This window comes from Bradyrhizobium sp. 187, from assembly GCF_023101005.1.
GTDB classification, from domain to species: domain Bacteria; phylum Pseudomonadota; class Alphaproteobacteria; order Rhizobiales; family Xanthobacteraceae; genus Bradyrhizobium; species Bradyrhizobium canariense_D.
In genome coordinates this window covers 6,151,735-6,177,509 of record NZ_CP064693.1, presented here as the reverse complement: position 1 = coordinate 6,177,509, position 25,775 = coordinate 6,151,735, and the positions used below count along the sequence as shown (strand labels likewise).

The following is a 25,775-nucleotide window of genomic DNA, read 5'->3' as shown; positions in this document are numbered from 1 at the left end:
CCTGTGCCTACGTTGTGCGTTGCGCCGAGAAGGCGCCCGGGTGTCGAATGATCGTCATGTGCTCACGCTGATTCGAGAGTGGCGCTAAGGAACGGTCCGGTCGCTGCTTTCGTTCAATTGTGTAGCGGAACTCACGCGGAGAGGGATCATGTACAACGATTCTCTATTCAACGCTTTCGCTAAGTCGTTCGAGGCGAGAAGCCAACACGACATGTCGATGGCGGAATATCTGGAATCGTGTCGAAGCGATCCCATGAAATACGCAAACGCGGCCGAACGACTGCTAGCAGCGATCGGTGAGCCCCAGACGATTGACACGGCCAAGGACCCACGCCTTGGCCGTATTTTTTTGAACCGCACGATCCGTACCTATCCGGCCTTCGCCGGTTTCTACGGCATGGAAGAAACCATCGAGCGCATCGTCGGTTTCTTCCGTCACGCGGCGCAGGGCCTCGAAGAGCGCAAGCAGATCCTGTATCTGCTCGGTCCGGTCGGCGGCGGCAAATCCTCGCTCGCTGAGCGGCTCAAGTCGCTGATGGAGGTGCATCCGATCTACGTGCTCAAGGCCGGCGACGAGCTCTCGCCCGTGTTCGAAAGCCCGCTCAGCCTGTTCGATCCGGATCAGCTCGGCCCGATGCTGGAAGAGAAATACGGCATTCCGCGCCGCCGTCTCACCGGCCTGATGAGCCCGTGGTGCTACAAGCGGCTGGAAGCCTTCGGCGGCGACATTTCCCAGTTTCGGGTTGCAAAGATCCAGCCGTCGCGGCTGCGCCAGATCGGGATCGCCAAGACCGAGCCGGGTGACGAGAACAACCAGGACATCTCCTCGCTGGTCGGCAAGGTCGACATCCGCAAGCTCGAAACCTACGCGCAGAACGATCCCGACGCCTACAGCTATTCCGGCGGCCTCAACCGCGCCAACCAGGGCGTGCTCGAATTCGTCGAGATGTTCAAGGCGCCGATCAAGATGCTGCACCCGCTGCTCACCGCGACGCAGGAAGGCAACTATATCGGCACCGAGAACATCGGCGCGATCCCCTTCACCGGCGTCATCCTTGCGCACTCCAATGAAGCCGAGTGGTCGAGCTTCAAGGCCAACAAGAACAACGAGGCCTTCATCGACCGCATCTGCGTGATCAAGGTGCCGTACTGCCTGCGGATCACGGAGGAGCAGAAGATCTACGAGAAGCTGATCCAGGGCTCCGAGCTCGCGGCCGCGCCTTGCGCGCCCGCGACGCTGGAAACGCTGGCGCGGTTCTCGGTGATGTCGCGCCTGCGCAAGCACGAAAATTCCACGATCTACGCCAAGATGAGGGTTTACGACGGTGAGAGCCTGAAGGAGACCGATCCGAAGGCGCGCAGCGTCCAGGAATATCGCGATGCCGCCGGCGTCGACGAGGGCATGGACGGTGTTTCCACCCGCTTTGCCTTCAAGATCCTGGCTGCGACCTTCAACCACGATCCGCAGGAAGTCGCCGCCGACGCGGTGCATCTGATGTACGCGCTGGAGCAATCGATCAAGCGCGAGCAACTGCCCGAGGAAGTCGAGAAGCGCTACCTCGAATTCATCAAGGCCGACCTTGCGCCGCGTTATGCCGAGTTCATCGGCAACGAGATCCAGAAGGCTTATCTCGAATCCTACTCGGATTACGGCCAGAACCTGTTCGACCGCTACGTCGACTACGCCGATGCCTGGATCGAGGACCAGGATTTCAAGGACGCCGACACCGGCCAGCTGCTGGATCGTGAGCTTTTGAACCAGGAGCTGACCAAAATCGAGAAGCCGGCGGGCATCGCCAACCCGAAGGATTTCCGCAACGAGGTGGTCAAATTCTCGTTACGGTCGCGCGCCCAGAACGGCGGCAAGAATCCGACCTGGATCTCCTACGAGAAGATTCGCGATGTGATCGAAAAGCGGATATTCTCCCAGGTTGAGGACCTGCTTCCGGTCATCTCCTTCGGGTCGAAGAAGGACGGCGAGACGGAGAAGAAGCACGGCGAGTTCGTCGCACGCATGGTGGAGCGCGGCTACACCGAGCGTCAGGTTCGCCGGCTCGTCGAATGGTACATGCGCGTGAAGCAGGCCGGTTGAGGCGGATGGAAAAGTGCCGATTCACATTATTGACAGGCGCCTGAATCCAGGCGGCAAGAGTCTCGAGAACCGGCAGCGGTTCTTGCGTCGGGCCAAATCCCTGGTGCAGGGCGCCGTCAAGAAGACCTCGCAGGAACGCGACATCAAGGACGTCCTGGAGGGTGGCGAGGTCACCATTCCGCTCGACGGCATGCACGAGCCGCGTTTCCGCCGCGACGGCGGAACGCGCGACATGGTGTTGCCCGGAAACAAGAAGTTCATCGAGGGCGACTATCTCCAGCGCTCCGGCCAGGGCAGTGCCAAGGATTCCGGTCCGGGCGAAGGCGACAGCGAGGACGCCTTCCGCTTCGTGCTCAGCCGCGACGAATTCGTCGATCTCTTCCTCGATGACCTCGAACTTCCTGATCTCGCCAAGCGCAAGATCGCGCAGACCGAGAGCGAGGGCATCCAGCGCGCCGGCTACACCACGTCGGGCTCGCCATCCAACATCTCGGTGAGCCGGACGGTTCGGCGCGCAATGGCGCGCCGTATCGCGCTCAAGCGTCCCAGCAAGGAGGAGATCGAAGAGCTTGAATCCGCCATCGCTGCCTGCGCAGATGAGGACGAGCGTCTGCTGCTGCTAGCCCAGCTCGAAAAACTGAAGGCGAAATCCAAGCGCATTCCCTTCATCGATCCGCTCGACATCCGCTACCGCCGCTTCGAGACGGTTCCAAAGCCCGTTGCCCAGGCTGTGATGTTCTGCCTGATGGACGTGTCGGGCTCGATGTCCGAGCACATGAAGGATCTCGCCAAGCGCTTCTACATGCTGCTCTACGTATTTCTGAAGCGCCGCTACAAGCATGTCGACATCGTCTTCATCCGCCACACCGATCGCGCCGAGGAGGTGGATGAGCAGACCTTCTTCTATGGCCCGGCTTCCGGCGGCACGCTGGTCTCCAGCGCGCTGCAGGCCATGCACGAGATCGTGCGCGAACGCTTCAGCCCGTCGGACTGGAATATCTACGCTGCGCAAGCTTCCGACGGCGACAATTCCTATTCCGACGGCGAGCTCGCGGGCATGCTGCTGACCGACAAAATCCTGCCGGTCTGCCAGTTCTTCGCCTATCTCGAGGTCGGCGAGTCCGGCGGCAGCGCCTTCGATCTGTCCGACTCCTCGCTCTGGACCCTCTACGAGCGCTTGCGCAACAGCGGCGCACCGCTCTCGATGCGCAAGGTCAGCGAGCGCAGCGAAATTTTTCCGGTGTTCCACGATCTGTTTCAGCGCCGCGACACTGCCCAGGAGAAAGCCGCTCCATGACGGAACGCTTGTTCGAAGGCGCCGATTGGGATTTTCACACCTTGCAGCGCATCACGGATGCCTGCGAGGAGGTGGCGACGAAAGATCTCGGGCTCGACGTCTATCCGAACCAGATCGAAGTCATCACCGCCGAGCAGATGCTGGACGCCTATTCGTCGGTCGGCATGCCGCTGTTCTACAAGCACTGGTCGTTCGGAAAGCACTTTGCGTATCACGAGGCCTCATACCGCAAGGGCCTCATGGGCCTCGCCTATGAGATCGTGATCAACTCCTCGCCCTGCATCTCCTACCTGATGGAAGAGAACACGGCGACGATGCAGACCCTGGTGATCGCGCACGCCGCCTTCGGCCACAATCACTTCTTCAAGAACAACTATCTGTTCAAGCAGTGGACCGACGCCGACGGCATCCTGGACTATCTGGATTTCGCCAAGAACTACGTCATGCAATGCGAGGATCGCTACGGCCGGGTGGAGGTCGAGCGCACCCTCGATGCCGCGCATGCGTTGATGTCGCATGGGATCGACCGCTATCCCGGCAAGAAGAAGCTCGACCTCCGCGCCGAAGAGAAGCGGGCAGGGCGCCGCCGCCAGCACGAGGAGGAGGTCTTCAACGACCTCTGGCGCACCGTGCCGGCGGGAAAGAGCAAGACCCGGTCCGCGCTCAGCATCGAACGCCGCCGCAAGCTGCTCGGCCTGCCGCAGGAGAACCTGCTGTATTTCCTCGAGAAGAGCGCGCCGCGGCTGGCGCCCTGGCAGCGCGAGCTGTTGCGCATCGTCCGCCACATCGCGCAATATTTCTATCCGCAGAGCCAGACCAAGGTGATGAACGAGGGGACGGCGACCTACGTCCACTATCGCATCATGACCAAGCTGCATCAGCAGGGCCGCATCAGCGACGGCAATTTCCTCGAATTCCTGCAGTCGCACACCAATGTCGTGTTCCAGCCCGAATTCGATGACCAGCGCTTTTCCGGCTTTAATCCCTATGCGCTCGGCTTCGCCATGATGCAGGACATCGAGCGCATCGTCACCAGGCCGGAAGACGAGGACCGCGAATGGTTCCCGGACATCGCCGGCAAGAACGACGTGATGGGCGTGCTGCGCGACGTCTGGGCCAACTACCGCGACGAGAGTTTCATCGCCCAGTTCCTGAGTCCGAAGCTGATGCGGCACCTCCGCATGTTCCACCTGCATGATGACCCCGAGGAACGCGCCGGCATCCGGGTCGACGCCATTCACGACGAGCGGGGCTTCCGCCGTGTCCGGCGCGAGCTGGCACGGCAGCACGATGTCGGCTACATCGACGCGAATATCGAGGTGGTCGACGTCGATCTCTCCGGCGACCGGCGGCTGATCCTGCATCACCATGTCATCAAGGGCGCGCAGCTCAACGAGACCGACGCCAAGCGCGTGCTCCAGCATCTAGCCGATCTCTGGACCTACGACGTCGCACTGATCGAGGTCGACGCCGGTGACAAGGTGCTGCGCGAATATGTCGTGAGCCCGCGCCCGATCTCGGCGGTGGCCTGACGCTGCTGACTATGCGGAGCAATACGGCGAGATGCGCGTTGATGCGCCCTCGCCCCTTGTGGGAGAGGGCGGCGACGCTCGGAGACACAAGCTCACTGCGGTGAGGGGTATCTCTCAACGTTTCCCGTGTCGATAGAGACCCCTCATCCGGCGCTTCGCGCCACCTTCTCCCACAAGGGGAGAAGGAAAGCGTTCGTGGCTCCACAACGGCTGTTCTATCCGGAACGTTTCGCCGGCTTCTTCTTGGACGCATTCAGCGCCACGGCTGCGCGGATCAGCGCCTTCAACGCCTTCTCGTTGATCTTCTCGCCTTCGCGAATATCGATCGCGCGCCGCACGTTGCCGTCGAGGCTCGAGTTGAACAGGCCGGCTGGATCGTCCAGCGCTGCGCCCTTGGCAAAGGTCATCTTCACCACGGCCTTGTAGGTCTCGCCGGTGCAGATGATGCCGTCGTGCTCCCACACCGGAACGCCGCGCCATTTCCATTCCTCGACGACGTCAGGATCGGCCTCCTTGATCAGGCCGCGGATTCGTCCGAGCATGTCGCCGCGCCAGTCGCCGAGCTCCTTGATCCTGCCGTCGATCATCCTGGATGGCGAAGCGCCATCCGCCTTCGTCGCGCTGCTGTTTTTCACGGTGATGGCCTTCTTCATGTTCACGCCTCTTGTCGGGCGCCGCGGCTGCGGCCGAGATATGGCAGCGCGAACATGTAGAGTCCGGTCGCAAGCAATGGGATCAATGGGACGAAGGCGAGCAAGCCGATCCACGTCGCCTGGACTTGCAGCGTCAGGGCGACGATGTTGGCGATGACGGCAAGCGTGAAAGCGATCGACAGCCAACGATGGATCTGTCGAACCCACATGTTTCCGGTCAATGAAACCTCCTCTTGAGATGATTGAATGAAGGCCGGCGGCCAAGCTAGTCTGCCCTTGCCAGCAGCTCGTCCAGCTTGGCGAGAAACTGCTTCCAGCCGGCATGCGCGCCGCCAAAAGCCTGCTTCTGCGTCGGGCTGAAGCCCGCTTGCTCGACGCGCAGATGCGTGCCTGCGCCCGCCGGCGTCAGCGTGAAGGTCACGACGCTCTTGAGATCGAACGCCGCGTCGTCATGCGAGAAATTCCAGGTGTAGGCGAGTGTCTTCTGCGGCTCGATGGTGAGGACCTCGCAGTCCAGCACGCCGCCCCACTCGCCGCGAAGGTTGAAGCGGTGGCCCACGTTCGGCTTGAAGTCGTTCTTCATCAGCCATTCCTCGATCAGATGTGGCTGCGTCAGCGCGCGCCAGATCCGCTCTGCCGGAAAGGCAAATTCGCGCTCGACGACGACAGATCGGGTTTCGGTGGGGGATTCGTTCATTGGTCCATCCTCTTCAGGAGATCGTCGAGCGCATCGAGCCGGTTCTGCCAGAATCCGGTCATCTGGCTGGTCCAGTCGATCAGCGGATTGAGCGCGCCGGGCTGGGCGCTGTAATGCGTCTGCCGCCCTTGATGCCGGTCGCGCACCAGGCCAGCCTGCTTCAGCGCGCCGAGATGTTTTGAGACTGCGGGCTGGGAAACGCCCGACAGTGCTGTCAGGGCTCCGACCGTCTGTTCGCCCCCGCGGCACAATCGCTCGAAGATCGCCCGACGAGTGGGGTCGGCGAGCGTCCTGAACAGAAGGTCGTGAGCGGTGGCGGGCATAAAATCCATAACCTGCAAGTTATGGATATATTCATAACCCTGGGGTTATGGGTACGTCAAGGGGGATGTCGAGCGCGCGCTCCTACGGCCGCAGATAGAGATAACCCTGCGACTGGAGCTCGGCCAAACGGACGACGCCACCCTTCTCCGCGCTGACGAAGCCCGGCAGGAGATCCGTGAGCGTGACGTTCTGCGCCTTCATCGTGTTGCCGCAGGCGGCAAGCTCGACGCCATCCTTGGAAAAATCGCCGACGCGCTTGCTAATGTCAGGGTTGGCCTGCGCCGAGTGAAACGCCTTCAGTGCCGGGCCGTGGATCACCAGCGCGATCGTCACATGGTCGGGGCCGCCGACGCCATCGATGTGGTTCTGGATGTTGCCGAGGACGAAGTTGACCTTCTCGGCATCGCTCAGGTGATAGACCACCTTCAGCTTGTTGCCCGTGCCGGCCTCGGTCGAGGCCTTCGCGCTGGAGGCGCCAAGTGCCGCGCCCAGGCCTGAGACGGCGCTCCACAAGATGTTCCGGCGGTTCATGACGATCTCCCCTCGATTGTGCCGGACACATATCATTTGTGGCGGAGCGCGGCGAGTTCCTTGCGGTCGGTCACGAGCGAGGCGCATTCCTTATTGTCCGTTCGATCTAGGCGGAAAATCCCGTCGTCGGCCCCGGCGACCAGTGACAGTTCGGCATCGTCGTCCGGCTTGTTGTTCTGCCAGACCCTGACCCGCGCCAGCCGCACGATCGCCGATTTGTCGTCCTTCGAGAGCGCGACGCCGATGCCGCCGCCCTCGCAGTCGACGCCGCAACCGAGGCGGATTTCGGTGCCGTCCTTGGTGAACACAGCGTGATGACAGGAGCCGCTGGAATCGAAATCGCCGGAGCGGTGACGATATCTGAAGCCGAGGCGGAAGGAGTTGTGGAACTGCTTGTCTTCGGTGTCCATCTCCGCCGAGATCAGCAGCTTCATCGAGGCGACCTTCTGCTTCGGATGGTGCGCCAGATGCTCGGCATCGTAGCGGCGCACGAAGCAGGCATAGGCCTTGTTGCCGGGTTCGCCGGCATACGTGCGCGCGTTGAAGGTTTCGGCTTCGGCCTTGATGGCCTCACGGATATCGTCGGCCTCCTCGGCGTGAGCGGCGCCGCCGAGCGCGGCAAGGAAGACGGCCGCAACGAGAAAAGACTTCATGATGGCCTCGCGTGCAGCAGCTGAGCTGTACGCTGTAGACGCAGCCCCGGTGCGACGCGTTCAACGTCCGCACAGCTGACAGCATCATCGCAGGGCGGAGCGAGGTGATTAGTTCCACGCCGGGCATTAGTCGTCGGTGGGGTCCTGAAGGTTCATTCGACGTGACGCCTTCGCCTTTCGGAACTCGGCGCCTGCGATTCCACGGACATTGCCCGATTCCATCGATGTGATAGCCTTCACAGACGATCGCCTTTGGCAGTCGTAGGCTGGGGTCTGCCTTTGCAAGTTTGTGGAGTCCCCGCAATGGGCGAAATTCGCAACTTCAGATCCGGGAATGACGAGCCGCCTTCGCACGGCCCTATGCCTCGTCGCCTCGCGGCCATCATTGTCGGTGACATCGCTTCCTACAGCCGCCTGATGCAGGCCGACGAAGAGGGCACGCACGTCCGCGTCAAGCGGATCGAGCGGGATCTCATCCAGCCCAGCATCGTCGAGCACAACGGAAGTCTGGTGAAGACGACGGGCGATGGCTTCATCGCGATTTTCGACAGTCCGGTCGAGGCCGTCCGATGCAGCATCGTCATCCAGCAGAATCTCATCGGCCGCAACGCCTCGCTTCCGAAGAACACCCGGATCGAGTACCGGATTGGCGTCAATCTCGGTGACGTCATCGTGGAGCCTGACGACGTCTACGGCGACGGCGTCAATATCGCCACGCGTATCGAGGGCATCGCCGAGCCAGGCCAGGTCTTTATCTCCGGCGCGATCTACGAGCAGATCAAGCACAAGGTCGTGTGCGGTTACGAGTCGCTCGGGGACCGCAAGGTCAAGAACATCACCGATCCCGTGCGCGTTTATAAAGTGCTGCCGGATGCAGACGCGGTCGGCAGGACGCGGGGGCGGCGCGAGAATGCCCTGATCTTTCTCCTGGGTATCACGCTGTCGGTGATGGCCGCCGGCGTGCTGTGGTATCTTCTGGCTCAGGCGCCGGGCAGGGTGGGCGAGCAGGCCGCCGTCACTCCCGCCTCTCCTGTCGCATCGCCGAGCCCGCAGCCTCCGCCGCGCGAAGCGGCGCCGCAGACGCCGCAGCCTTCTCCCTCGTCGGCTTCATCATCTCCATCGCCCGCTCCGGCGCCAAGTCAATCGACGAGTCAATCGGTAAGTCAATCGCCGATTCCCGTCCGCGAACCCGAGATGGTCGCCATTCGCGGCGGCAGCTTTGCGATGGGAAGCAACGACGACCCGACCGAGCGTCCCGTCCATCAGGTGACGGTGAAGCCGTTCTCGATCAGCAAATATCCCGTGACCGTGCAGGAATGGAACGAGTGCGCCGCTGCAAAGGCGTGCAGCTTCACCGCCATCGGCAACGACGATGCGCCGGTCAGCAATGTGAGCTGGACCGACGCGCAGCAATATGCGGCCTATCTCGCCAAGGCGACGAAGAAGACGTATCGGCTTCCGAGCGAAGCCGAATGGGAATATGCCGCGCGGGGCGGAACGCAGACCAGATATTGGTGGGGCGACAAGCTGCAGCCGGGCATGGCCGGTTGCAAGGATTGCGGTGATCTCGCGGCCGAGCAGCCAGCGAAAGTCGGCAGCTTCAAGCCGAACCCGTTCGGGCTCCACGACATGGGCGGCGGTGTCGATCAGTGGGTCGAGGACTGCTGGCACAAGACCTATCAGGGCGCGCCCACCGACGGCTCGGCATGGAGCAGCGGGGACTGCAGCGCTCATGTCCTGCGCTCGGGCTCCTGGAAGAACGATTCGAGATATGTGCGGCCGTCCAACCGCGATGGCTACGACACCAATGTTCGTTACCCCACGCACGGATTCCGCGTGGCGCTCAGTCCTTAAGTGGTGGAGTTGGTTTGATGCAGATCCTTCGTTGCGTCGCGCTGGCGGCGGCGCTCGCATTGCTTCCGGGGGCAGCCTTTTCGCAGGGCAAGGCAGCGCCCAAGGACGCAAAGCTCTATTTCATCACCCCGCGTGACGGGCAGAAGGTGCGCGGCGGATTCTGGGTCCGGTTCGGCTTGCGCAACATGGGAGTGACCCATGCCGGCGACGAGTACCAGAACGCCGGTCACCATCATCTGCTGATCGACGTCAACGACCCCATCGATCCCAAGGAGCCGATCCTGCAGGACAAGTCGCATCTGCATTTCGGGGCAGGGCAGACCGAAACGCTGCTCGAGCTTCCGCCCGGGACGCACACGCTTCAACTCGTGCTGGGCGATGCCAAGCACTATCCGTTCGAGCCGCCCATCGTGTCGGAGAAGATCACCATACGCGTCCGGCAGCCGGCCGCGGCGCGATAGGCAATCACCGCAGGCTGGCGTTGAACTTGTCCAGCGCCGCCGAGCCCGGGCAGAGCGTGTCGGCTTCCAGCGTGTTGAGCGGCGTTTCGACCGTGTTGAGATGCTCGTGCAGGTCTTCCGCGTCGGGATCGACATAGAGCAGGCCGGTGACGATCTGTCCCTTGGCGGCGTGCTTTTGCAGGAAGGTCTGGGCGCCGAGCCGGTCGTGCGGATCGTAGTCGGCGTCGATCTTGCGCAGCGCGATCCTGCTGCCGTCATGCTGCTCGACCATTTGCACGGTGCCCGGTGCGTAATCCACCGCAATCGGATCGCGGCCGACCAGCACATCGAGCCGGTTCACCGCGTCATTGTGCTCGCGGACATAGTCGAAGCTCTTGGTCGAGCCGGCATGGTTGTTGAAGGCGATGCAGGGGCTGATGACGTCGATGAACGACGCGCCCTTGTGGCGGATCGCGGCCGCGATCAGCGGCACGAGCTGGGTCTTGTCGCCGGAGAACGAGCGCGCGACGAAAGTCGCTCCCAACTGCAGCGCGATCGCGACGAGGTCGATGGCGTTGTCGGTGTTGGTGACGCCCTTCTTGGACTTCGAGCCGCGGTCGGCGGTCGCCGAGAACTGGCCCTTGGTCAAACCGTAGACGCCGTTGTTCTCGACGATATAGGTCATGTTGACGCCGCGCCGGATCGAATGCGCGAACTGGCCGAAGCCGATCGAGGCGGAATCGCCGTCGCCGGAGACGCCGAGATAGATCAGGTCGCGATTGGCGAGATTGGCGCCGGTCAGGACGCTGGGCATGCGGCCGTGCACGGAGTTGAAGCCGTGCGAATTGCCGAGAAAATAGTCCGGCGTCTTCGACGAGCAGCCGATACCCGAAATCTTGGCGACCCGGTGCGGCTCGATCGAAAGCTCATAGCAGGCCTCGATGATGGAGGCCGTGATAGAGTCATGGCCACAGCCGGCGCACAGCGTCGAGATCTTGCCCTCGTAATCGCGATGGGTGTAGCCGAGCTCGTTCTTCTTCAGCCCGGGATGGTGGAATTTCGGCTTTGCAATGTAGGTCATGACACGGTCTTGCGGAGCGGGGTCACCTTGATGTGATCCTGGTGGTCGCCAATGGCTTTTGCGATGAAGCGGGCGGTGATCGGCGAGCCGTCGTAATGCACGATCGGCACCAGCCGCACCGGGTCGATGCCGTTTTCGTTGACGATGAGCTGGCGCAGCTGGCTGTCGCGATTCTGCTCGACCACATAGACGAAATCGTGCTCGGCGAGGAAGCTCGCCACGCTGGAGTGGAACGGGAAGGCGCGGATGCGCAGGCGGTCGAGCTGATGCCCGCGCGCTTCCAGCAATCCGATCGCCTCGTCCATCGCCGGCGTGGTCGAGCCGAAATCGATCACGCCGTATTTGGTTGGCCGTTCCGCATTGGCCTGGAGCGGCCGCGGCACCAGATCCTGCGCGGTCTCGAACTTGCGCATCAGGCGCTGCATGTTGTCGGCGTAGACCGAGCCCTCTTCGGAGTAACGCGCATAGCGGTCGCGCGACGTGCCGCGGGTAAAATAGGAGCCCTTGGTCGGATGCGTGCCGGGATAGGTTCGGTAGGGGATGCCGTCGCCGTCGACGTCGAGATAGCGCCCGAAATCGCGGCCTTCGTCCAGCATCTCCGCGGTCATCACCTTGCCGCGGTCATATTGCTTGGCGTCGTCCCATTTCAGCGGACGGCAGAGCCGGTGGTTCATGCCGATGTCGAGGTCGAGCATCAGGAAGATGGTGGTCTGAAGCCGCTCGGCGAGATCGAAAGCCGCGGCCGCGAACTCGAACGCTTCGGCGGGATCTTCGGGGAACAGCAGCACATGCTTGGTGTCGCCATGCGAAGCATAGGCGCAGGCGATGATGTCGCATTGCTGGGTGCGGGTCGGCATGCCGGTCGAGGGACCGGCGCGCTGGATGTTCATGATCACGGCCGGGATTTCGGCGAAATACGACAGCCCGATGAACTCGGTCATCAGCGAGATGCCGGGGCCGGAGGTCGCGGTGAAGGCGCGCGCGCCGTTCCAGGAGGCGCCGATCACGATGCCGATCGAGGCGAGCTCGTCCTCGCCCTGCACGATGGCGTATTTCGCCTTTCCGGTCTCCGGGTCGTGCCGGTACTTCTTGCAGTGGGCGGTGAAAGCTTCTGCCACCGACGAGGACGGCGTGATCGGATACCAGGCGCACACCGTGGCGCCGCCATAGACGGCGCCGAGCGCGGCGGCGCTGTTGCCTTCGATGAAGATGCGGTCGCCGACCTTGTCGGACTTCTTCACCCGCAGCCCGGTCGGGCATTTCAGGTTTTGCAGCGCCCAGTCGCGGCCGAGATGCAGCGCGTGGACGTTGGACGAGAGCAGCTTCTCCTTGCCCTTGTACTGCTCGCCGATCAGCTGCTCGATCAGCTTCGGATCCATGTCGAGCAGCGCCGAGAGCGCCCCGAGATAGATGATGTTCTTGAACAGCTGGCGCTGGCGCGGATCGGTATAGGTCGAGTTGGTGATCGCGGTCAGGGGGACGCCGATCACGGTGATGTCGTCGCGGAATTTGGTCGACGGCATCGGCTTGGTGGAATCATAGAACAGGTAGCCGCCGGGCTCGATGCCGGCGACGTCCTTGTCCCAGGTCTGCGGGTTCATGGCGACCATCATGTCGACGCCGCCGCGGGCGCCGAGATGGCCGTCTTCGGTCACCCGCACCTCGTACCAGGTCGGCAGGCCCTGGATGTTGGAGGGGAAGATGTTACGGGGGCTCACCGGAACGCCGTGGCGCAGGATCGCGCGCGCAAACATCTCGTTGGCGCTGGCCGAGCCGGATCCGTTGACGTTGGCGAAGCGGACGACGAAGTCGTTTACGCTGCTGATCGGCTTTTTGTCGGACATGCTGAACCTGCGTGAGTCATCTCGATCAAATATTTCTGCATGTCCCAGGCGCCGGTGGGGCAGCGCTCGGCGCACAGCCCGCAATGCAGGCAGACATCCTCGTCCTTCACCATCACGCGCCCGGTCTTGAGGTCGCTGGACACATAGAGATCCTGGTCCGGATGCAGCGAGGGTGCTTTCAGGCGCTGACGGAGATCGCCTTCCTCGCCGTTGTCCGTGAAGGTGATGCAATCCATCGGACAGATGTCGACGCAGGCATCGCACTCGATGCAGAGCGAGGTCGAGAACACGGTCTGGACGTCGCAGTTCAGGCAGCGATGAGCTTCGCCCAGCGCCAGCTTGACGTCATAGCCGAGCTCGACCTCGGTGCGGATGTCCTTCAGCGCGATCACCTTGTCGCGATGCGGCACCTTGTAGCGCTTGTCGTTGGAGATGTCGTTGTCATAGCTCCATTCGTGGATGCCCATCTTCTGCGAGGAGATGTACACGTCGGGCAATGGCCGCTCGGTGATGTCCTCGCCCGAGAGCATTTTGTGGATCGACAGCGCGGCGTCATGGCCCTGCGCCACCGCCCAGATGATGTTTTTCGGCCCGAACGCGGCGTCGCCGCCGAAGAACACCTTCGGGTTGGTCGAGACGAAGGTTTGCGGATCGACCTTGGGCATGTGCCATTTATCGAACTCGATGCCGCAGTCCTGCTCGATCCAGGGGAAGGCGTTCTCCTGGCCGACCGCGACCAGCACGTCGTCGCATTCGATGGTCTGGTCCGGCTCGCCCGAGGGGACGAGGTTGCGGCGGCCCTTGGCGTCGTATTCGGCCTTCACCTTCTGGAAGGTGATGCCGGTGAGCTTGCCGTTTTCGTGGACGAACGCTGTGGGAACGAGGAAATTGAGGATCGGAATGTCTTCGTGGAGCGCGTCTTCCTTCTCCCAGGGCGAGGCCTTCATTTCCTCGAAGCCGGAGCGCACGACGACCTTCACCTCTTCGCCGCCGAGGCGACGCGCAGTGCGGCAGCAATCCATCGCGGTGTTGCCGCCGCCGAGCACGATGACGCGCTTGCCGATCTTGTCGGTATGACCGAACGAGACCGAGGACAGCCAGTCGATGCCGATATGGACGTTGGCGGCTGCTTCCTTGCGTCCGGGGATGTCGAGTTCGCGGCCGCGCGGTGCGCCGGAGCCGACGAAGATTGCGTCGTACTTCTCCGCGAGCAGCGCCTTCATGCTCTCGATGCGATGGCCGCCCTTGAAGTCGACGCCGAGACCCAGGATGTAGCCGGTCTCCTCGTCGATGACCGAATCCGGCAGGCGGAATTTCGGGATCTGCGAGCGCATCATGCCGCCGGCTTGGGCATCGGCGTCGAACACGGTGCAGTGATAGCCGAGCGGCGCGAGATCGCGGGCGACCGTCAGCGAAGCGGGACCACCGCCCACGAATGCAACGCGCTTGCCGTTCTTGGCCGAGGGGCGCGGCAAGCGCTGCGTGATGTCGTCCTTGAAGTCGGCGGCGACGCGCTTCAGGCGGCAGATCGCGACCGGCGTCTCCTCGACGCGTCCGCGGCGGCACGCCGGCTCGCATGGACGATCGCAGGTCCGTCCCAGAATTCCTGGAAACACGTTCGATTTCCAATTGATCATATAGGCGTCGCTGTAGCGGCCTTGGGCGATCAGTCGGATGTATTCGGGAACGGGAGTGTGCGCAGGACAGGCCCATTGGCAATCGACCACTTTGTGAAAGTAGTCGGGGGCCGCAATATCGGTCGGTTTCATTCCTACCCTGTCCGCGCAGGCTCAAAGACCCCGCGGCCTTTTCTTGAGCTTGCGAACGCTAACGCGCGGCGATCTGGTTTCTGAATGACGTCATTGGGTTAGCTTATTAGAACCGCTCCGAAGTACAACGGCAAATTTCGCGCTTCCCCTCTTTCATGGGAGCTACGCGCGCACAGATTAACGGCCGTGCGCAGTATGTGGCGGTGCAGCATGTTGCGATGCGTCCAATGGCTTAGTTGCGCGCGATGTCGCTCTTCGCGAGGTCCCACATCAGGCAGTAGGAGCCGACCGACACGGGAAGCGGGAATGGCGAGGCGGCAGGGCCGGTGAAGCGCTCGGCGATCACGGACGAGACCGCGCCGACATGCGTGCCGTCGATCAGCACGAACCAGTCGCGCGCGCCTTCGTTGCGCACCGCCGGAATATCCGCGGTCGCGCCTGATAGTTCCGGCTCGCTTTCGAGCAGATGCATGGAGATGATGCCGTCGTGTTTTTCCGGCGCCAGCCGTTCTTGCAGTGCGTCACGCCACGCGACTGCATTGTCCGCCGTCGGCCGCAGCCGCACGAGGCCGAGCGCCGCGCCGCGTCCGGTACCGTTGCTGATCGTGATGCGGGCGACCACGCGGAGCATGTCCTTGAAATGCGCCATGCTCCGCCGCGACCATTCGGTCTGACTGGCGAGCCTCGCCCGGTAGGCGGGACTGTCGAGCACGTCGAGCGTCGCGGTTGAATACAGCGAGAGATATTTGGGATTGGCGGCGTGCGCGACATAGCGCCGCGCTTCGAGAAAGCCCTCGATCGCAACGCGCTCTTCCAGATGCTCGCGATCGTACCAGCGGTTGAAATCGGGTTCATTTGGAACGTCGATATTCATCGACGTGAGCAACATGCCCTTCCCGGCGAGTGGCATTTTCTTGTCCCGCTATCGCGAAATCTTCGAAGCGATATCTGCGATCGACTTCATGACCGCGTCCCGCACGCCGGTATCATAGAGCGAATGGCCGGCTTCTTCCACGATGCGAATCTCGGAACCCGGCCACACTTTCGCGAGCGCCTGCGATGTCTCGGGAGGGCACAACAGATCGTAGCGGCCCTGGACGATGATGCCGGGAATGCCGTTGAGCTTGCCGGCGTTCCGCAACAACTCGTTCTCCGTCATGAAGCTGTCTTGGACGAAATAATGCGCCTCCATGAACGGCGTCGCCGGCAATGTGCGCCACACGTTCAGCGACGCCAGATCCAGCCGTGTCTTTGCCGCCTTGTGCTCCGACAAGGCGCGTTCGGTATCGTGCCAGGCGCGCGAGGCCGGGCCATGCACCGCCGGATCGGGATCGAGGATGCGGCGATAGTAGGCTTCCACCGGTTGCGCGCGCTCCTCTACCGGCAGCACGCTCAGAAAATCGTCGTAGAGCGCGGGGTAGAATTGCGACAGGCGCGAGGTGAAGGCGATCTCGACTTCAGCACGCGTGCCGAGAAAGGTCGCGCGCAGCGCAATTCCGGAGACGCGCTCGGGATGCGCCTGCGCATAAGCCAGCGCCAGCGTCGCGCCCCAGGAGCCGCCGACCACCATCCAGCGCGCGACGCCGAATTTCTCGCGGATCTTTTCCATGTCCGCGATCAGATGCTGCGTGGTGTTGTGTGCGCGCGATCCCTTCGGCCGGCTGCGACCGCAGCCGCGCTGGTCGAACAGCACGGCATGAAAACGGTCGGGATCAAACAGCCGGCGGTGGTCGGGCTGGCAGCCGCTGCCGGGGCCGCCATGCAGATAGACCGCCGGGATTCCGTCGGTGCGGCCGACGCTCTCGACATAGAGCTCGTGGCCGCCGCCGACGTCGAGCATTTCGGAGGTCAGCGGTGCAAAGGGATCGGCGCGCTTGACTGAGCTGGCCGCGTCGGCGTCAGGCACCATTCTCGGATTCCAGGGTGCCGCCGGCGAAATTGCGATAGAGGAAGCGGTTGGTTTCGCCCTCAGCCTCGCGCTCGGCCTGCTTGAAGATGGTCTCGTGCAGCGGCGACAGCGCGCAGGCGGGATCGGTGTTGGCGGCGTCGCCGGTCAGCGCAAAGGCCTGGCAGCGGCAGCCGCCGAAATCGATCTCCCGGAATTCGCAACTCTTGCACGGCTCCTTCATCCAGCCGGTGCCGCGGTAGCGGTTGAAGGCGTCCGAGTTCTGCCAGATCCAGGCGATCGAATGGTTGGAGCGCACGGATTCGAAGTCGAGCCCGGTGATGCTCTCGGCGGCGTGGCAGGGCAGCACCTTGCCGGCCGGCGAAATGTTGAAGAACTGCCGACCCCAGCCGCCCATGCACTTCTTCGGCCGCAGCGCGTAATAATCGGGCACGACATAGTCGATCGTGAGCCGGCCCTTCAGCCGCTCGCGCGCCTCCTCGACGATGCGGGTGCACTCGTCGAGCTGCGCCACCGTCGGCATCAGCGCGGCGCGGTTCTTTAGCGCCCAGCCGTAATATTGGACATTGGCGACCTCGAGCCGGTCGGCGTCGAGGTCCACCGACATCTGGATGATATCAGACAGCTGGTGCAGGTTTTGCCGATGCATCACCGCATTCACGGTGAGCGGCAAATCGAGCTCGCGCGTCCATTTTGCGACTTCGAGCTTCTTGCGGTGCCCGTTTTTGTAGCCGCCGACGCGGTCGGCGAGGGCTTCTTCAACGCCCTGAAAACTGATCTGGACGTGGCAGAGCCCGGCATCGGCAAGTTCGCTCAACCGCTCACGCGTCAGCAGCACCGCCGAAGTGATGAGGTTGGTGTAGAGCCCGACGTCGCTCGCATGCTTGACCAGCTCGACGAGGTCCTTGCGCGCCGTCGGCTCGCCGCCGGAGAAATGCACCTGCAGCACGCCGATCTCGGCGAGTTCGCTCAATACCTTCTTCCATTCCTCGGTCGTCAGCTCCTTGCCCGAGCGGTCGAGCTCGACCGGGTTGGAGCAATAGGGACATTGCAGCGGGCAGCGATGGGTGATCTCGAGCAGCACGGCGAGCGGAATGCCGAACGTCTCTGCCGTCGAGCGGCTCTTCTCCAGCACCGCGAGGCTGTCGCTGGCGTCGGGCGGGATGGTGGGATTGCCGAGCACATCGCTCATGACGTCTTCTCCCGGGCCTCCGTGAGAAAGCCCTTGTCGGCGAGATCCTGCAGCATGACGATGACGTCGGCCAGGATCGCCTCGCGCGGCGCGGCGTATTTTGCCGCGAGTTGGTCGGACATTTCGCCGACATTGCGCTCGCCGTCGCAGAGCTGCAAGACCTCGACCGCGATCTCGTCCGGCGCCAGCACGCGTTCGGGCGCCAGGATCACCCAGACTTTTCGCGTCTCGTCATATTTCAGCTTGGCGTGCCGCGGCAGAACCGGCCTGCTCGTCTCGCTGACGCTGATGTGACGCGGCCCGGCCATCGCTCGTTCCTCAGCTCGCCTTTTGGTGTTCTTGGGGCACGAACGCGCCCGGCGGAATATGGCCCTCGACATAGGCGTGTTGCAACGCGTCGAGCTGCACCCATAGCACGTTGGTCTTGAAGATCAGCGCATTGCAGACGGACGCGCGTTGCTCGGGCGTGACGGCATGCGCCTTGACATAGTCGAGCGCAAACCCGGCGTCGCGCGGCGCCTGCGCCAGCCGGCGCTTGAAGTAGCTCATGATATCAGGATTGACGAAGTCGTAGTGCTCCAGCATCCCGGAGATGCGCTCTTCGTGCAGGTTCGGCGCGAACAATTCGGTGAGCGAGGACGCGATCGCCTCCAGCGGCGACTTCTCGCGGCAATAATGCACATAGGCTTCCACCGCAAAGCGCGTCGCCGGCAGGATGCCTTCGGTCGATTCCACGTAAGCTGTGTCCAACCCGAGGCCTTCGGTCAGCTTCAGCCAGCGCTCGATACCGCCTTCGGAGCCGATGTCGCCGTCATGATCCTCGATGCGGTGGCGCCATTCCAGCCGCGTGGCGCGGTCGCGGAAGCGCGAGATCACCACCGCGTCCTTGATCGGGATGGTGCTCTGGTAATAGTAGCGGTTCAGCGCCCAGGCCTGCACCTGGCCCTTGTTGAGCTTGCCGCCATGCAGCAGTCTATGGAACGGATGCAGGCTGTGATAGCGCGTCGCACCGATGTGACGCAGCGTCGCCTCCAGCTCCTCGGCGCAAGTGAGCCTGATGTCCTTGCCGATCGAGAGCGCGGTCATTCCAGTCAGTGACGCGGCATTCACAGCACGATCTCCGTTCCGTCCGCGGGTATCTGCCAGCCCGCCGCTTCAGCGGCCTTGCGCTCCGGGGAAGCGGGCAGCAGCGCCGGATTCGAATTATTGATATGCAGAAATATCTTCCTGTCGAGTGTGAGGTCGGCGAGCCGCGCGATGGCGCCGTGGTCGCCGGACATCGCGACGTGGCCCATGCTTTTGCCGGTCTTGTGGCTAAGCCCGGCCTTGATCATCTCGTCGTCCTGCCACACCGTGCCGTCGAAGAACACCAGCGCAGCGCCGTCGATCTCGGCCTTGAGCGCGTCGGTGACCTCGGCGCAGGCGGCGATGAAGTAGAAGCATTTGCCGGTTGCTTTGTCGGTGATCTTCAGCCCCAGCGTATCGCCTTCGCCGCTGTCGCCGCCCGGATGCGTCTTGCCTTCCAGGTACCAGGCCGATTTGCCCGAGACCGCGAAGGGCAGCACCTCAAGTCCTGAGCGCGCCCCGTCCGGCAGCCGCGGCTCGAACGGCTCATTGATGTCGACCGGCAGGCGCTGCACGTTTTTCTCGTTCAGCACATTGAAGATGCTGTTCGCCTTCAGGATCGCCAGCACCTTCTCGTGCGCATAGACCGTGAAGGGCGAACCCTCGCGCATCGACAGCAGGCCGGCCACTGCGTCCACCTCGCTGTTGGTCAGGATCACGCCTGCGATCGGCGTATGGCGCAGCGCGCCTGCCTTCGGATGCAGCTGTGGCGTCGCATTCAATTGCTGGCGGAGGTCGGGGGAGGCGTTGATCAAGAACCAGTGCTCGCCGTCGCCGCTGAAGGCGACCGAGGCTTGGGTCCGTTGCAGCTCTTGGCCGTTATCACGGGCCGTCCGGCAGCCCTCGCAGCCGCAATTCCATTGCGGCACTCCGCCGCCGGCTGCGGCGCCCAGGACGACGACGCGAAGCATGATCCGTCTCCTGGAGGCAATGTCGCGAGGTGGACCTCACGCAAACACAAATCCTGTCTTCCGGACATGCATCGTGACCGAAAGATCCACCTGCGCAGAACGCGAACTCACCAACCGCTTACTTGCGGGTGGCGCTCACATACATGTTGATTTCCATGCCACAGGGCACTTCGACGATCTTCGGGGCTTTCCAGGCCATTTTCGGCTCTCCATTTTCGAGAATTCGGACGTATCCGCCCAACCCTTAAGTTAGTGCGGGTGGAAAAGTTCGCCAGTGAAATTTTCCCGAGAAAGCCATGTTGCGGCGCGAAAAATGCTGCCGGAACGATACTTGCTGGTGATGCTGCCTTGCGCCCGGCGCATTCGGTCGCGAACCCTGTCCTGATAAAGCGGTTGTGAGTGCAGTGCAGCTTTCAATCCGGTACAGGCGACCCAACTGGAACTTCGTGATGCCCAGATATTTCTTCAACACCCGTATCGGCGACGAACTGATCGTGGATCCTGAGGGAGAGGATTTGCGCAATCCCGATCGCGCCTGGGAGGTTGCCCGCCAGATGATTCTGGAGGTGCTGAGATCGGAAGGCACCCAGCCGGCCCTGCTTGAGGCCGTCATCGAGGTCACCGACCGCGAAGGCGAGATCGTGCTCGAATTCCCCTTCACCGAGGCACTCCTGGACATTCCGGACCAGTCCGCCACCCGGCATTAAGGCTTGCTCTCGCCACCGTCGCAATGGCGGAGGAATCCCTGCGAAATCCGCATGGCTTTGCCGCGTTCCCGGGGCTAAAAGACGCCGGTTACACGGAGCAAGTCATGCAAGATCTCTGGCGCCTGTCGGCGGCCGACCTCGCCAATCTCGTCAAAACCAAAAAGGTCTCCGCCAGGGAGGCCGCGCAGGCCGGCCTCGCCCGGCTCGACGCCGTCAATCCGAGCCTCAACGCCGTGATCGACCACCGGCCCGAGGACGTGCTCAAGCAGGCCGACGCCGTCGATGCCGCCATCGCCAGGGGCGAGGACCCCGGCATGCTGGCCGGAGTGCCCGTGACCATCAAGGCCAATGTCGACCAGGAGGGCTTTGCCACCACCAACGGCCTCAAGCTCCAGCGCGACCTGATCGCGCGCGAGGACAATCCGGTGGTCGCCAATTTCCGCAAAGCCGGCGCCGTTCTGCTTGGGCGCACCAATTGCCCGGCCTTCTCCTATCGCTGGTTCACCACCAACCTGGTCCACGGCGACACCAAGAACCCCCGCGACGCCTCGCTGACGCCGGGCGGCTCGTCCGGCGGCGCGGGCTCGGCGGTCGCGGCCGGCATCGGCCATATCGCCCATGGCACCGACATTGCCGGCTCGATCCGCTATCCCGCCTATGCCTGCGGCGTGCATGGCTTGCGCCCGACCTTGGGCCGCATCCCGGCCTTCAATCCGGCCCTGCCGGAGCGCCCGATCGGGCCGCAGATCATGGCGGTGTCGGGGCCGCTGGCGCGCACCGTCAACGACATCAGGATTTCGCTCGCGGCCATGTCGGCCCGCGACATCCGCGATCCCTGGTTTGTGCCGGTGCCGCTGGAAGGCCCCGCGCGGCCGAAGCGCGCCGCGCTCTGTCTCGACCCGGACGGCCTGGCCACCGCGCCCGAGGTGAAGGCCGCCGTCATCGACGCCGGCAAGCGGCTCGAACGGGCCGGCTGGACCGTCGAGACAATCGAGAACACCCCGCCGATGCGCGAAGCGGTCGAGTGGCAGATCAAGCTCTGGCTCGGCGACGGCTATGAGGCGCAGCTCGAGATGGCCGAGCGTGAAGGCGATCCCGGCGCGCTGGCGTGCCTGCGTGGCAACCGTGCCAGGGTCACGCCGATGGACCAGGCCAATTACGCCAAGGCATTGACCCGCCGCGCCAGGCTGACCCGCGACTGGATGCTGTTCTTCGAGACCTATGCCGTGCTGCTGACGCCGGTCTCCGGCGAACTGCCGTTCCCCGATCATCTCGACCGCAAGGACGACTCTTCCTTCAAACGCGTCTGGGAAGCGCAGTTGCCGCAGATCGCCATTCCCTTCATGGGCCTGCCGGGCCTCGTGGTCTCCACGGGCCTCGTCGGCAAGGCGCCGGTCGGCGTGCACATCGTGTCGGGCCGCTATCGCGAGGATCTCTGCCTGCTCGCAGGCGAGGCGATCGAGGCGGGCGGCGTGCCGCCGTCGCCGATCGATCCCGTAGGTTAGCGATGTCCGCGATCTACGACTTCAAGGCCAACTCGCTTCTCGGCGAAGAAGTGCCGATGCGCAGCTTCGAGGGGCAGGTGCTGCTGATCGTCAACACCGCGAGCAAATGCGGCTTCACGCCGCAATATCGCGGGCTGGAGGATCTGCATCGCGACCTGTCCCCGCGCGGCTTCTCGGTGCTCGGCTTTCCCTGCAACCAGTTCGGTGCGCAGGAGCCAGGGCAGGCGAGCGAGATCCAGGCGTTCTGCTCGACCAATTACGACGTCACCTTTCCCCTGTTCGAGAAGATCGACGTCAACGGCAGCAATGCCCATCCGTTGTATGAGTACCTGAAACGCCAGCAATCCGGCCTGCTGGGCGCCTCCATCAAATGGAATTTCACGAAATTCCTGGTGGACCGCGCCGGCAAGGTGGTTTCGCGCTATGCGCCGACCGCGCGGCCCGAAGGATTGCGGCAGCAAATCGAGACCCTGTTATGAGCGAGACAATCATGAGCGACGAATTTCCGGACCGCCTCTCGGTCGATCCGAACAGCCCCTTTTACAATGCGGACATTCTGGCGCGCGACGTCGGCATCCGCTTCAAGGGTGTCGAGAAGACCAATGTCGAGGAATACTGCATCAGCGAAGGCTGGGTCCGCGTCACCGCAGGCAACGCCAAGGACCGCCACGGCAACCCGCTGACCATCAAGGTGCACGGCCCGGTCGAGCCGTATTTCAGGGATAAGAAGTAGTTTTGGAATGCGAAGCGTGCTTGGGGCACGCCGTCATGCCCGGGCTTGTCCCGGGCATCCACGTTCTTCGAGCGGCTAAGACGTGGATGGCCGGGACAAGCCCGGCCATGACGAGAGGAGGGAGCCCGCAGAAAGCCAAACCCCATGTCCGTCCGCATCGTCGACGTCCGCGAGATCACGAAGCCGATCTCTTCGCCGATCCGCAACGCCTATATCGATTTCACCAAGATGACGACGAGCCTGGTGGCCGTCGTCACCGACGTCGTTCGCGACGGCAAGCGCGTCGTCGGCTACGGCTTCAACTCCAACGGCCGCTACGGGCAGGGCGGCCTGATCCGCGAGCGTTTTGCCTCGCGCATCCTGGAGGCCGATCCGAAATCGCTGCTGAACGCGGCCGGCGACAATCTCGACCCCGACAAGGTCTGGGCCGCGATGATGACCAACGAGAAGCCGGGCGGTCACGGCGAGCGCTCGGTCGCGGTCGGCACCATCGACATGGCGGTGTGGGATGCGGTCGCGAAGATTGCGGGCCAGCCGCTGTTTCGCCTGCTGGCTGAGCGTCACGGCGTCAAAGCCAATCCGCGCGTGTTCGTCTACGCTGCCGGCGGCTACTACTATCCCGGCAAGGACCTCTCGATGCTGCGCGGCGAGATGCGAGGCTATCTCGATCGCGGCTACAACGTCGTGAAGATGAAGATCGGCGGCGCTGATATCGAGGACGACCGCACCCGCATCGAAGCGGTGCTGAAGGAAATCGGCAAGGACGCGCAGCTCGGCGTCGACGCCAACGGCCGCTTCGATCTCGAGACCGGCATCGCCTATGCCAAGATGCTGCGGGATTATCCCTTGTTCTGGTACGAGGAAGTTGGCGACCCCCTCGACTACGCGCTGCAGGCAGCCCTCGCCGAATTCTATCCGGGCCCGATGGCAACAGGCGAAAACCTGTTCAGCCACCAGGATGCCCGCAATTTGATTCGCTACGGCGGCATGCGCCCCGACCGCGACTGGCTGCAATTCGATTGCGCGCTGTCCTACGGCCTGTGCGAATACCAGCGCACGATGGAGGTGCTGAAAACTCATGGCTGGTCGCTGAGCCGCTGCATCCCCCACGGCGGCCACCAGATGTCGCTCAACATCGCAGCCGGCTTAGGCCTTGGCGGCAACGAGAGCTACCCCGACCTGTTCCAGCCCTATGGTGGCTTCCCCGACGGCGTCCGCGTCGAGAACGGCCACATCACCATGCCGGAGCTGTCAGGCATCGGCTTCGAAGGCAAGTCGGATCTCTACAAGGAGATGAAGGCGCTGGCGGAGTAGGGGGCGCGACGGCCACGCCATGCTTTCCGCTGTCATGCCCCGGCTTGACCGGGGCATCCAGTACGCCGTCGCGAATGTGGCGAGAGCGAGCGCTTCAACGGAGGCCTCTGGAATACTGGATCGCCCGGTCAAGCCGGGCGATGACACCGAGATTGTGGACGAACCAACGCAATCAGCCGAGGTCGTCCCTTACGACAGTCGCATATCCAACAGCCGCCGCCCTTCGCCCTTCAAGAGCTTCTTCACCGCGCTCGAGGCCACGACTTCGCCGTCATTGGCGTAGGCTTCGTGGTTCTTCTCGATGTCGTCGAGGCGGTAGAGGTAGTTGACCATCACGCCGGCGGACTCGCGCACGCCCTTCGGCGAGAGATCGCCTAACCAATTGATGCGCTCGAGGCGGGCGCCGTTGCCGAGATGGAAGCGCGCGACGGAGTCGATCAGCTTGCCTTTGGGTGTGCGCGCCTTCAGGAAATAGTGCGCCGCGAGCGGTTCGATCACGCCACGTAGCAGTGTCGTTGTCTCGGGGTTCTCGAACCATTTGGGATCGTCGAGGCGCTTCAGGATCTCGCGGTCCTCGTCCGACAGCGGCAAATCCTTGTCCTGCTTCACCCATGGCATGAAGCCCGGCACCGGCGACAGCGTCACGAAATTGTCGAGCTTGGGCAATTCGCGGCGCAGCTCCTCCACCACCTGCTTGATCAGGAAGCTGCCGAAGGAGATGCCGCCCAGACCGCGCTGGGTGTTGGAGATCGAGTAGAACACGGCGGTACGGGCGCGCTCGATCGGGACGGATGGGCGATCGACCGCGAGCAGCGGCGCGATCGCGCCGGGGATCGTCTCGGTCAACGCGACCTCGACGAAGATCAGGGGCTCGTCCACCATCGCGGGATGGAAGAAGGCGTAGCAGCGGCGGTCGACCGGATCGATGCGGCGGCGCAGATCGTCCCAGTCGCTGATCTCGTGCACGGCCTCATAACGGATGATCTTTTCGAGGATGTTGGCCGGGGTCGACCAGTCGATCCTGCGCAGCACGAGAAACCCCCTGTTGAACCATGACGAGAGAAGATGCGAAACGTCGCGATCGAGTGCGGCGAGATCGGCGTGCCTGTTCATCATGTCGAGCAGGTCGGCGCGCATCTTGACGAGATCGCCGGTGCCGCCGGGTGCGCGGTTGAGGCGGCGGATCAGCTCCTGCCGGCGCGGCTCGGAGGCGAAGTGCAGGGCGCTGGCATCCTCGTCGGCCGGCTTGGCGCGCCATGTCTCGATCGCCTTGGACAGGCGTTCCCGATCCGGGCCGAAATCGCGCACCAGGGCTTCGAAAAAGGCGCGACGTCCCGCCGCATCCAGGTCCTGGTAGATGTCGAGCACCTCACGCGCCATGGCGGTGCCGGAAGCTTCACCCCGGCCCGACAGCAGCGCGCCACAGAGCTCGATCAGCCCATCGGCGTCCGGCTTGGTGTCGGCAGAATCCCCGCGGCGAAGCAGCGTGCGGCCGCGCTCGGAGATGGTAGTAAGTAAGTCGGAGAAGAAGGCGTTGGCCATCGGGGCTTTCGTGTCGGGTTTGTGCGGTGCGGGAATCTTACACGGGATTTGGGCGGAATCCGATCACAATCAA

At 63.2% G+C, this 25,775-nt stretch carries 27 protein-coding genes; 10 read left to right on the top strand and 17 right to left on the bottom strand.

Annotated features, from left to right (window positions below; genetic code table 11):
• Positions 1-148 precede the first annotated feature (148 nt).
• Genes IVB19_RS29915 through IVB19_RS29905 form a run of 3 tightly spaced genes read left to right on the top strand, consistent with a single transcriptional unit; the run spans position 149 to position 4,921 of the window.
• Positions 149-2,092 carry a PrkA family serine protein kinase gene (locus IVB19_RS29915; protein ID WP_018454065.1) on the top strand — a complete coding sequence of 648 codons (1,944 nt, stop codon included), beginning with the start codon at positions 149-151 and terminating at the stop codon, positions 2,090-2,092.
• 19 nt (positions 2,093-2,111) lie between these two features.
• Positions 2,112-3,389 carry a YeaH/YhbH family protein gene (locus tag IVB19_RS29910; RefSeq protein WP_026232663.1) on the top strand — a complete coding sequence of 426 codons (1,278 nt, stop codon included), beginning with the start codon at positions 2,112-2,114 and terminating at the stop codon, positions 3,387-3,389.
• Positions 3,386-4,921 carry a SpoVR family protein gene (locus IVB19_RS29905; protein WP_018454067.1) on the top strand — a complete coding sequence of 512 codons (1,536 nt, stop codon included), beginning with the start codon at positions 3,386-3,388 and terminating at the stop codon, positions 4,919-4,921. The genes IVB19_RS29910 and IVB19_RS29905 overlap by 4 nt, the downstream gene beginning before the upstream one ends.
• Before the next feature lie 215 nt (positions 4,922-5,136).
• Here the strand turns inward: IVB19_RS29905 and IVB19_RS29900 are convergent, their stop codons facing one another.
• From IVB19_RS29900 to IVB19_RS29875, 6 genes are all read right to left on the bottom strand, one after another.
• Complete coding sequence (locus IVB19_RS29900) at positions 5,137-5,574, bottom strand: DUF1801 domain-containing protein (protein ID WP_026232664.1); 438 nt, start codon at positions 5,572-5,574, stop codon at positions 5,137-5,139.
• Positions 5,575-5,576: 2 nt separating this feature from the next.
• Positions 5,577-5,795, bottom strand: coding sequence for a hypothetical protein (locus IVB19_RS29895; protein WP_026232665.1), 219 nt, complete (start codon positions 5,793-5,795; stop codon positions 5,577-5,579).
• Positions 5,796-5,839: 44 nt separating this feature from the next.
• The gene (locus IVB19_RS29890; RefSeq protein WP_018454070.1) at positions 5,840-6,271 is read right to left on the bottom strand and encodes an SRPBCC family protein; all 432 of its coding nucleotides are present in this window, start codon (positions 6,269-6,271) and stop codon (positions 5,840-5,842) included.
• Entirely contained in the window at positions 6,268-6,594 is a 327-nt protein-coding gene (locus IVB19_RS29885) for an ArsR/SmtB family transcription factor (protein WP_247820468.1), read from the bottom strand. Before IVB19_RS29885 ends, IVB19_RS29890 begins: the two co-directional genes overlap by 4 nt.
• An 82-nt stretch (positions 6,595-6,676) precedes the next feature.
• Positions 6,677-7,126, bottom strand: coding sequence for a DsrE family protein (locus IVB19_RS29880; RefSeq protein ID WP_018454072.1), 450 nt, complete (start codon positions 7,124-7,126; stop codon positions 6,677-6,679).
• A gap of 32 nt (positions 7,127-7,158) precedes the next feature.
• A complete protein-coding gene (locus IVB19_RS29875) occupies positions 7,159-7,779 on the bottom strand; it encodes a hypothetical protein (protein WP_247820467.1) in 621 nt (206 codons plus the stop codon).
• A gap of 303 nt (positions 7,780-8,082) precedes the next feature.
• Here IVB19_RS29875 and IVB19_RS29870 point away from each other — a divergent pair, with 303 nt between their 5' ends.
• On the top strand, positions 8,083-9,633 hold the full coding sequence (locus tag IVB19_RS29870) for an SUMF1/EgtB/PvdO family nonheme iron enzyme (RefSeq protein WP_247820466.1): 1,551 nt from the start codon (positions 8,083-8,085) through the stop codon (positions 9,631-9,633).
• A gap of 17 nt (positions 9,634-9,650) precedes the next feature.
• Positions 9,651-10,094, top strand: coding sequence for a DUF4399 domain-containing protein (locus IVB19_RS29865; protein ID WP_018454075.1), 444 nt, complete (start codon positions 9,651-9,653; stop codon positions 10,092-10,094).
• A gap of 4 nt (positions 10,095-10,098) precedes the next feature.
• Here IVB19_RS29865 and IVB19_RS29860 read toward each other — a convergent pair whose 3' ends face one another.
• From IVB19_RS29860 to pqqA, 10 genes are all read right to left on the bottom strand, one after another.
• Positions 10,099-11,154, bottom strand: a complete 1,056-nt coding sequence (locus tag IVB19_RS29860) for a 2-oxoacid:ferredoxin oxidoreductase subunit beta (RefSeq protein ID WP_018454076.1) — start codon at positions 11,152-11,154, stop codon at positions 10,099-10,101.
• Positions 11,151-12,998, bottom strand: a complete 1,848-nt coding sequence (locus IVB19_RS29855; protein ID WP_247523172.1) for a 2-oxoacid:acceptor oxidoreductase subunit alpha — start codon at positions 12,996-12,998, stop codon at positions 11,151-11,153. Before IVB19_RS29855 ends, IVB19_RS29860 begins: the two co-directional genes overlap by 4 nt.
• A complete protein-coding gene (locus IVB19_RS29850) occupies positions 12,968-14,767 on the bottom strand; it encodes an FAD-dependent oxidoreductase (RefSeq protein ID WP_018454078.1) in 1,800 nt (599 codons plus the stop codon). Before IVB19_RS29850 ends, IVB19_RS29855 begins: the two co-directional genes overlap by 31 nt.
• Positions 14,768-14,999: 232 nt before the next feature.
• Complete coding sequence (locus IVB19_RS29845) at positions 15,000-15,677, bottom strand: DUF4286 family protein (protein ID WP_018454079.1); 678 nt, start codon at positions 15,675-15,677, stop codon at positions 15,000-15,002.
• Between the two features lie 12 nt (positions 15,678-15,689).
• Positions 15,690-16,676, bottom strand: a complete 987-nt coding sequence (pip, locus tag IVB19_RS29840) for a prolyl aminopeptidase (protein WP_018454080.1) — start codon at positions 16,674-16,676, stop codon at positions 15,690-15,692.
• On the bottom strand, positions 16,666-17,865 hold the full coding sequence (gene pqqE, locus IVB19_RS29835; RefSeq protein WP_018454081.1) for a pyrroloquinoline quinone biosynthesis protein PqqE: 1,200 nt from the start codon (positions 17,863-17,865) through the stop codon (positions 16,666-16,668). The genes pip and pqqE overlap by 11 nt, the downstream gene beginning before the upstream one ends.
• Entirely contained in the window at positions 17,862-18,173 is a 312-nt protein-coding gene (gene pqqD, locus IVB19_RS29830) for a pyrroloquinoline quinone biosynthesis peptide chaperone PqqD (RefSeq protein ID WP_007613770.1), read from the bottom strand. Before pqqD ends, pqqE begins: the two co-directional genes overlap by 4 nt.
• A 10-nt stretch (positions 18,174-18,183) precedes the next feature.
• Entirely contained in the window at positions 18,184-18,951 is a 768-nt protein-coding gene (gene pqqC / locus IVB19_RS29825) for a pyrroloquinoline-quinone synthase PqqC (protein ID WP_018454082.1), read from the bottom strand.
• 20 nt (positions 18,952-18,971) lie between these two features.
• On the bottom strand, positions 18,972-19,901 hold the full coding sequence (pqqB, locus tag IVB19_RS29820) for a pyrroloquinoline quinone biosynthesis protein PqqB (protein ID WP_085361488.1): 930 nt from the start codon (positions 19,899-19,901) through the stop codon (positions 18,972-18,974).
• Positions 19,902-20,019: 118 nt separating this feature from the next.
• On the bottom strand, positions 20,020-20,100 hold the full coding sequence (pqqA, locus tag IVB19_RS29815) for a pyrroloquinoline quinone precursor peptide PqqA (RefSeq protein WP_007595659.1): 81 nt from the start codon (positions 20,098-20,100) through the stop codon (positions 20,020-20,022).
• Positions 20,101-20,350: 250 nt separating this feature from the next.
• Between pqqA and IVB19_RS29810 the strand changes: the two genes are divergently transcribed.
• The 5 genes from IVB19_RS29810 (at position 20,351) to tarD (ending at position 24,160) form a co-directional block, all read left to right on the top strand.
• Complete coding sequence (locus tag IVB19_RS29810) at positions 20,351-20,608, top strand: DUF6894 family protein (RefSeq protein ID WP_007613759.1); 258 nt, start codon at positions 20,351-20,353, stop codon at positions 20,606-20,608.
• Between the two features lie 104 nt (positions 20,609-20,712).
• The gene (locus tag IVB19_RS29805) at positions 20,713-22,113 is read left to right on the top strand and encodes an amidase family protein (RefSeq protein WP_026232668.1); all 1,401 of its coding nucleotides are present in this window, start codon (positions 20,713-20,715) and stop codon (positions 22,111-22,113) included.
• Between the two features lie 2 nt (positions 22,114-22,115).
• On the top strand, positions 22,116-22,592 hold the full coding sequence (locus IVB19_RS29800; RefSeq protein ID WP_018454085.1) for a glutathione peroxidase: 477 nt from the start codon (positions 22,116-22,118) through the stop codon (positions 22,590-22,592).
• A complete protein-coding gene (locus tag IVB19_RS29795) occupies positions 22,589-22,846 on the top strand; it encodes a DUF3297 family protein (RefSeq protein ID WP_007613756.1) in 258 nt (85 codons plus the stop codon). Before IVB19_RS29800 ends, IVB19_RS29795 begins: the two co-directional genes overlap by 4 nt.
• Positions 22,847-22,990: 144 nt before the next feature.
• A complete protein-coding gene (tarD, locus tag IVB19_RS29790) occupies positions 22,991-24,160 on the top strand; it encodes a D(-)-tartrate dehydratase (protein WP_247820465.1) in 1,170 nt (389 codons plus the stop codon).
• Between the two features lie 189 nt (positions 24,161-24,349).
• Here tarD and IVB19_RS29785 read toward each other — a convergent pair whose 3' ends face one another.
• Entirely contained in the window at positions 24,350-25,702 is a 1,353-nt protein-coding gene (locus tag IVB19_RS29785) for a malonyl-CoA decarboxylase (protein ID WP_085351884.1), read from the bottom strand.
• Positions 25,703-25,775: the final 73 nt, after the last annotated feature.

Coding starts and splice junctions, on each gene's coding strand:
- IVB19_RS29915 (WP_018454065.1), top strand. CDS start 149: ATGTACAACGATTCTCTATTCAACGCTTTCGCTAAGTCGTTCGAGGCG.
- IVB19_RS29905 (WP_018454067.1), top strand. CDS start 3,386: ATGACGGAACGCTTGTTCGAAGGCGCCGATTGGGATTTTCACACCTTG.
- IVB19_RS29900 (WP_026232664.1), bottom strand. CDS start 5,574: ATGAAGAAGGCCATCACCGTGAAAAACAGCAGCGCGACGAAGGCGGAT.
- IVB19_RS29890 (WP_018454070.1), bottom strand. CDS start 6,271: ATGAACGAATCCCCCACCGAAACCCGATCTGTCGTCGTCGAGCGCGAA.
- IVB19_RS29885 (WP_247820468.1), bottom strand. CDS start 6,594: ATGCCCGCCACCGCTCACGACCTTCTGTTCAGGACGCTCGCCGACCCC.
- IVB19_RS29880 (WP_018454072.1), bottom strand. CDS start 7,126: ATGAACCGCCGGAACATCTTGTGGAGCGCCGTCTCAGGCCTGGGCGCG.
- IVB19_RS29875 (WP_247820467.1), bottom strand. CDS start 7,779: ATGAAGTCTTTTCTCGTTGCGGCCGTCTTCCTTGCCGCGCTCGGCGGC.
- IVB19_RS29870 (WP_247820466.1), top strand. CDS start 8,083: ATGGGCGAAATTCGCAACTTCAGATCCGGGAATGACGAGCCGCCTTCG.
- IVB19_RS29865 (WP_018454075.1), top strand. CDS start 9,651: ATGCAGATCCTTCGTTGCGTCGCGCTGGCGGCGGCGCTCGCATTGCTT.
- IVB19_RS29860 (WP_018454076.1), bottom strand. CDS start 11,154: ATGACCTACATTGCAAAGCCGAAATTCCACCATCCCGGGCTGAAGAAG.
- IVB19_RS29855 (WP_247523172.1), bottom strand. CDS start 12,998: ATGTCCGACAAAAAGCCGATCAGCAGCGTAAACGACTTCGTCGTCCGC.
- IVB19_RS29850 (WP_018454078.1), bottom strand. CDS start 14,767: ATGAAACCGACCGATATTGCGGCCCCCGACTACTTTCACAAAGTGGTC.
- IVB19_RS29845 (WP_018454079.1), bottom strand. CDS start 15,677: ATGCCACTCGCCGGGAAGGGCATGTTGCTCACGTCGATGAATATCGAC.
- pip (WP_018454080.1), bottom strand. CDS start 16,676: ATGGTGCCTGACGCCGACGCGGCCAGCTCAGTCAAGCGCGCCGATCCC.
- pqqE (WP_018454081.1), bottom strand. CDS start 17,865: ATGAGCGATGTGCTCGGCAATCCCACCATCCCGCCCGACGCCAGCGAC.
- pqqD (WP_007613770.1), bottom strand. CDS start 18,173: ATGGCCGGGCCGCGTCACATCAGCGTCAGCGAGACGAGCAGGCCGGTT.
- pqqC (WP_018454082.1), bottom strand. CDS start 18,951: ATGACCGCGCTCTCGATCGGCAAGGACATCAGGCTCACTTGCGCCGAG.
- pqqB (WP_085361488.1), bottom strand. CDS start 19,901: ATGCTTCGCGTCGTCGTCCTGGGCGCCGCAGCCGGCGGCGGAGTGCCG.
- pqqA (WP_007595659.1), bottom strand. CDS start 20,100: ATGGCCTGGAAAGCCCCGAAGATCGTCGAAGTGCCCTGTGGCATGGAA.
- IVB19_RS29810 (WP_007613759.1), top strand. CDS start 20,351: ATGCCCAGATATTTCTTCAACACCCGTATCGGCGACGAACTGATCGTG.
- IVB19_RS29805 (WP_026232668.1), top strand. CDS start 20,713: ATGCAAGATCTCTGGCGCCTGTCGGCGGCCGACCTCGCCAATCTCGTC.
- IVB19_RS29800 (WP_018454085.1), top strand. CDS start 22,116: ATGTCCGCGATCTACGACTTCAAGGCCAACTCGCTTCTCGGCGAAGAA.
- IVB19_RS29795 (WP_007613756.1), top strand. CDS start 22,589: ATGAGCGAGACAATCATGAGCGACGAATTTCCGGACCGCCTCTCGGTC.
- tarD (WP_247820465.1), top strand. CDS start 22,991: ATGTCCGTCCGCATCGTCGACGTCCGCGAGATCACGAAGCCGATCTCT.
- IVB19_RS29785 (WP_085351884.1), bottom strand. CDS start 25,702: ATGGCCAACGCCTTCTTCTCCGACTTACTTACTACCATCTCCGAGCGC.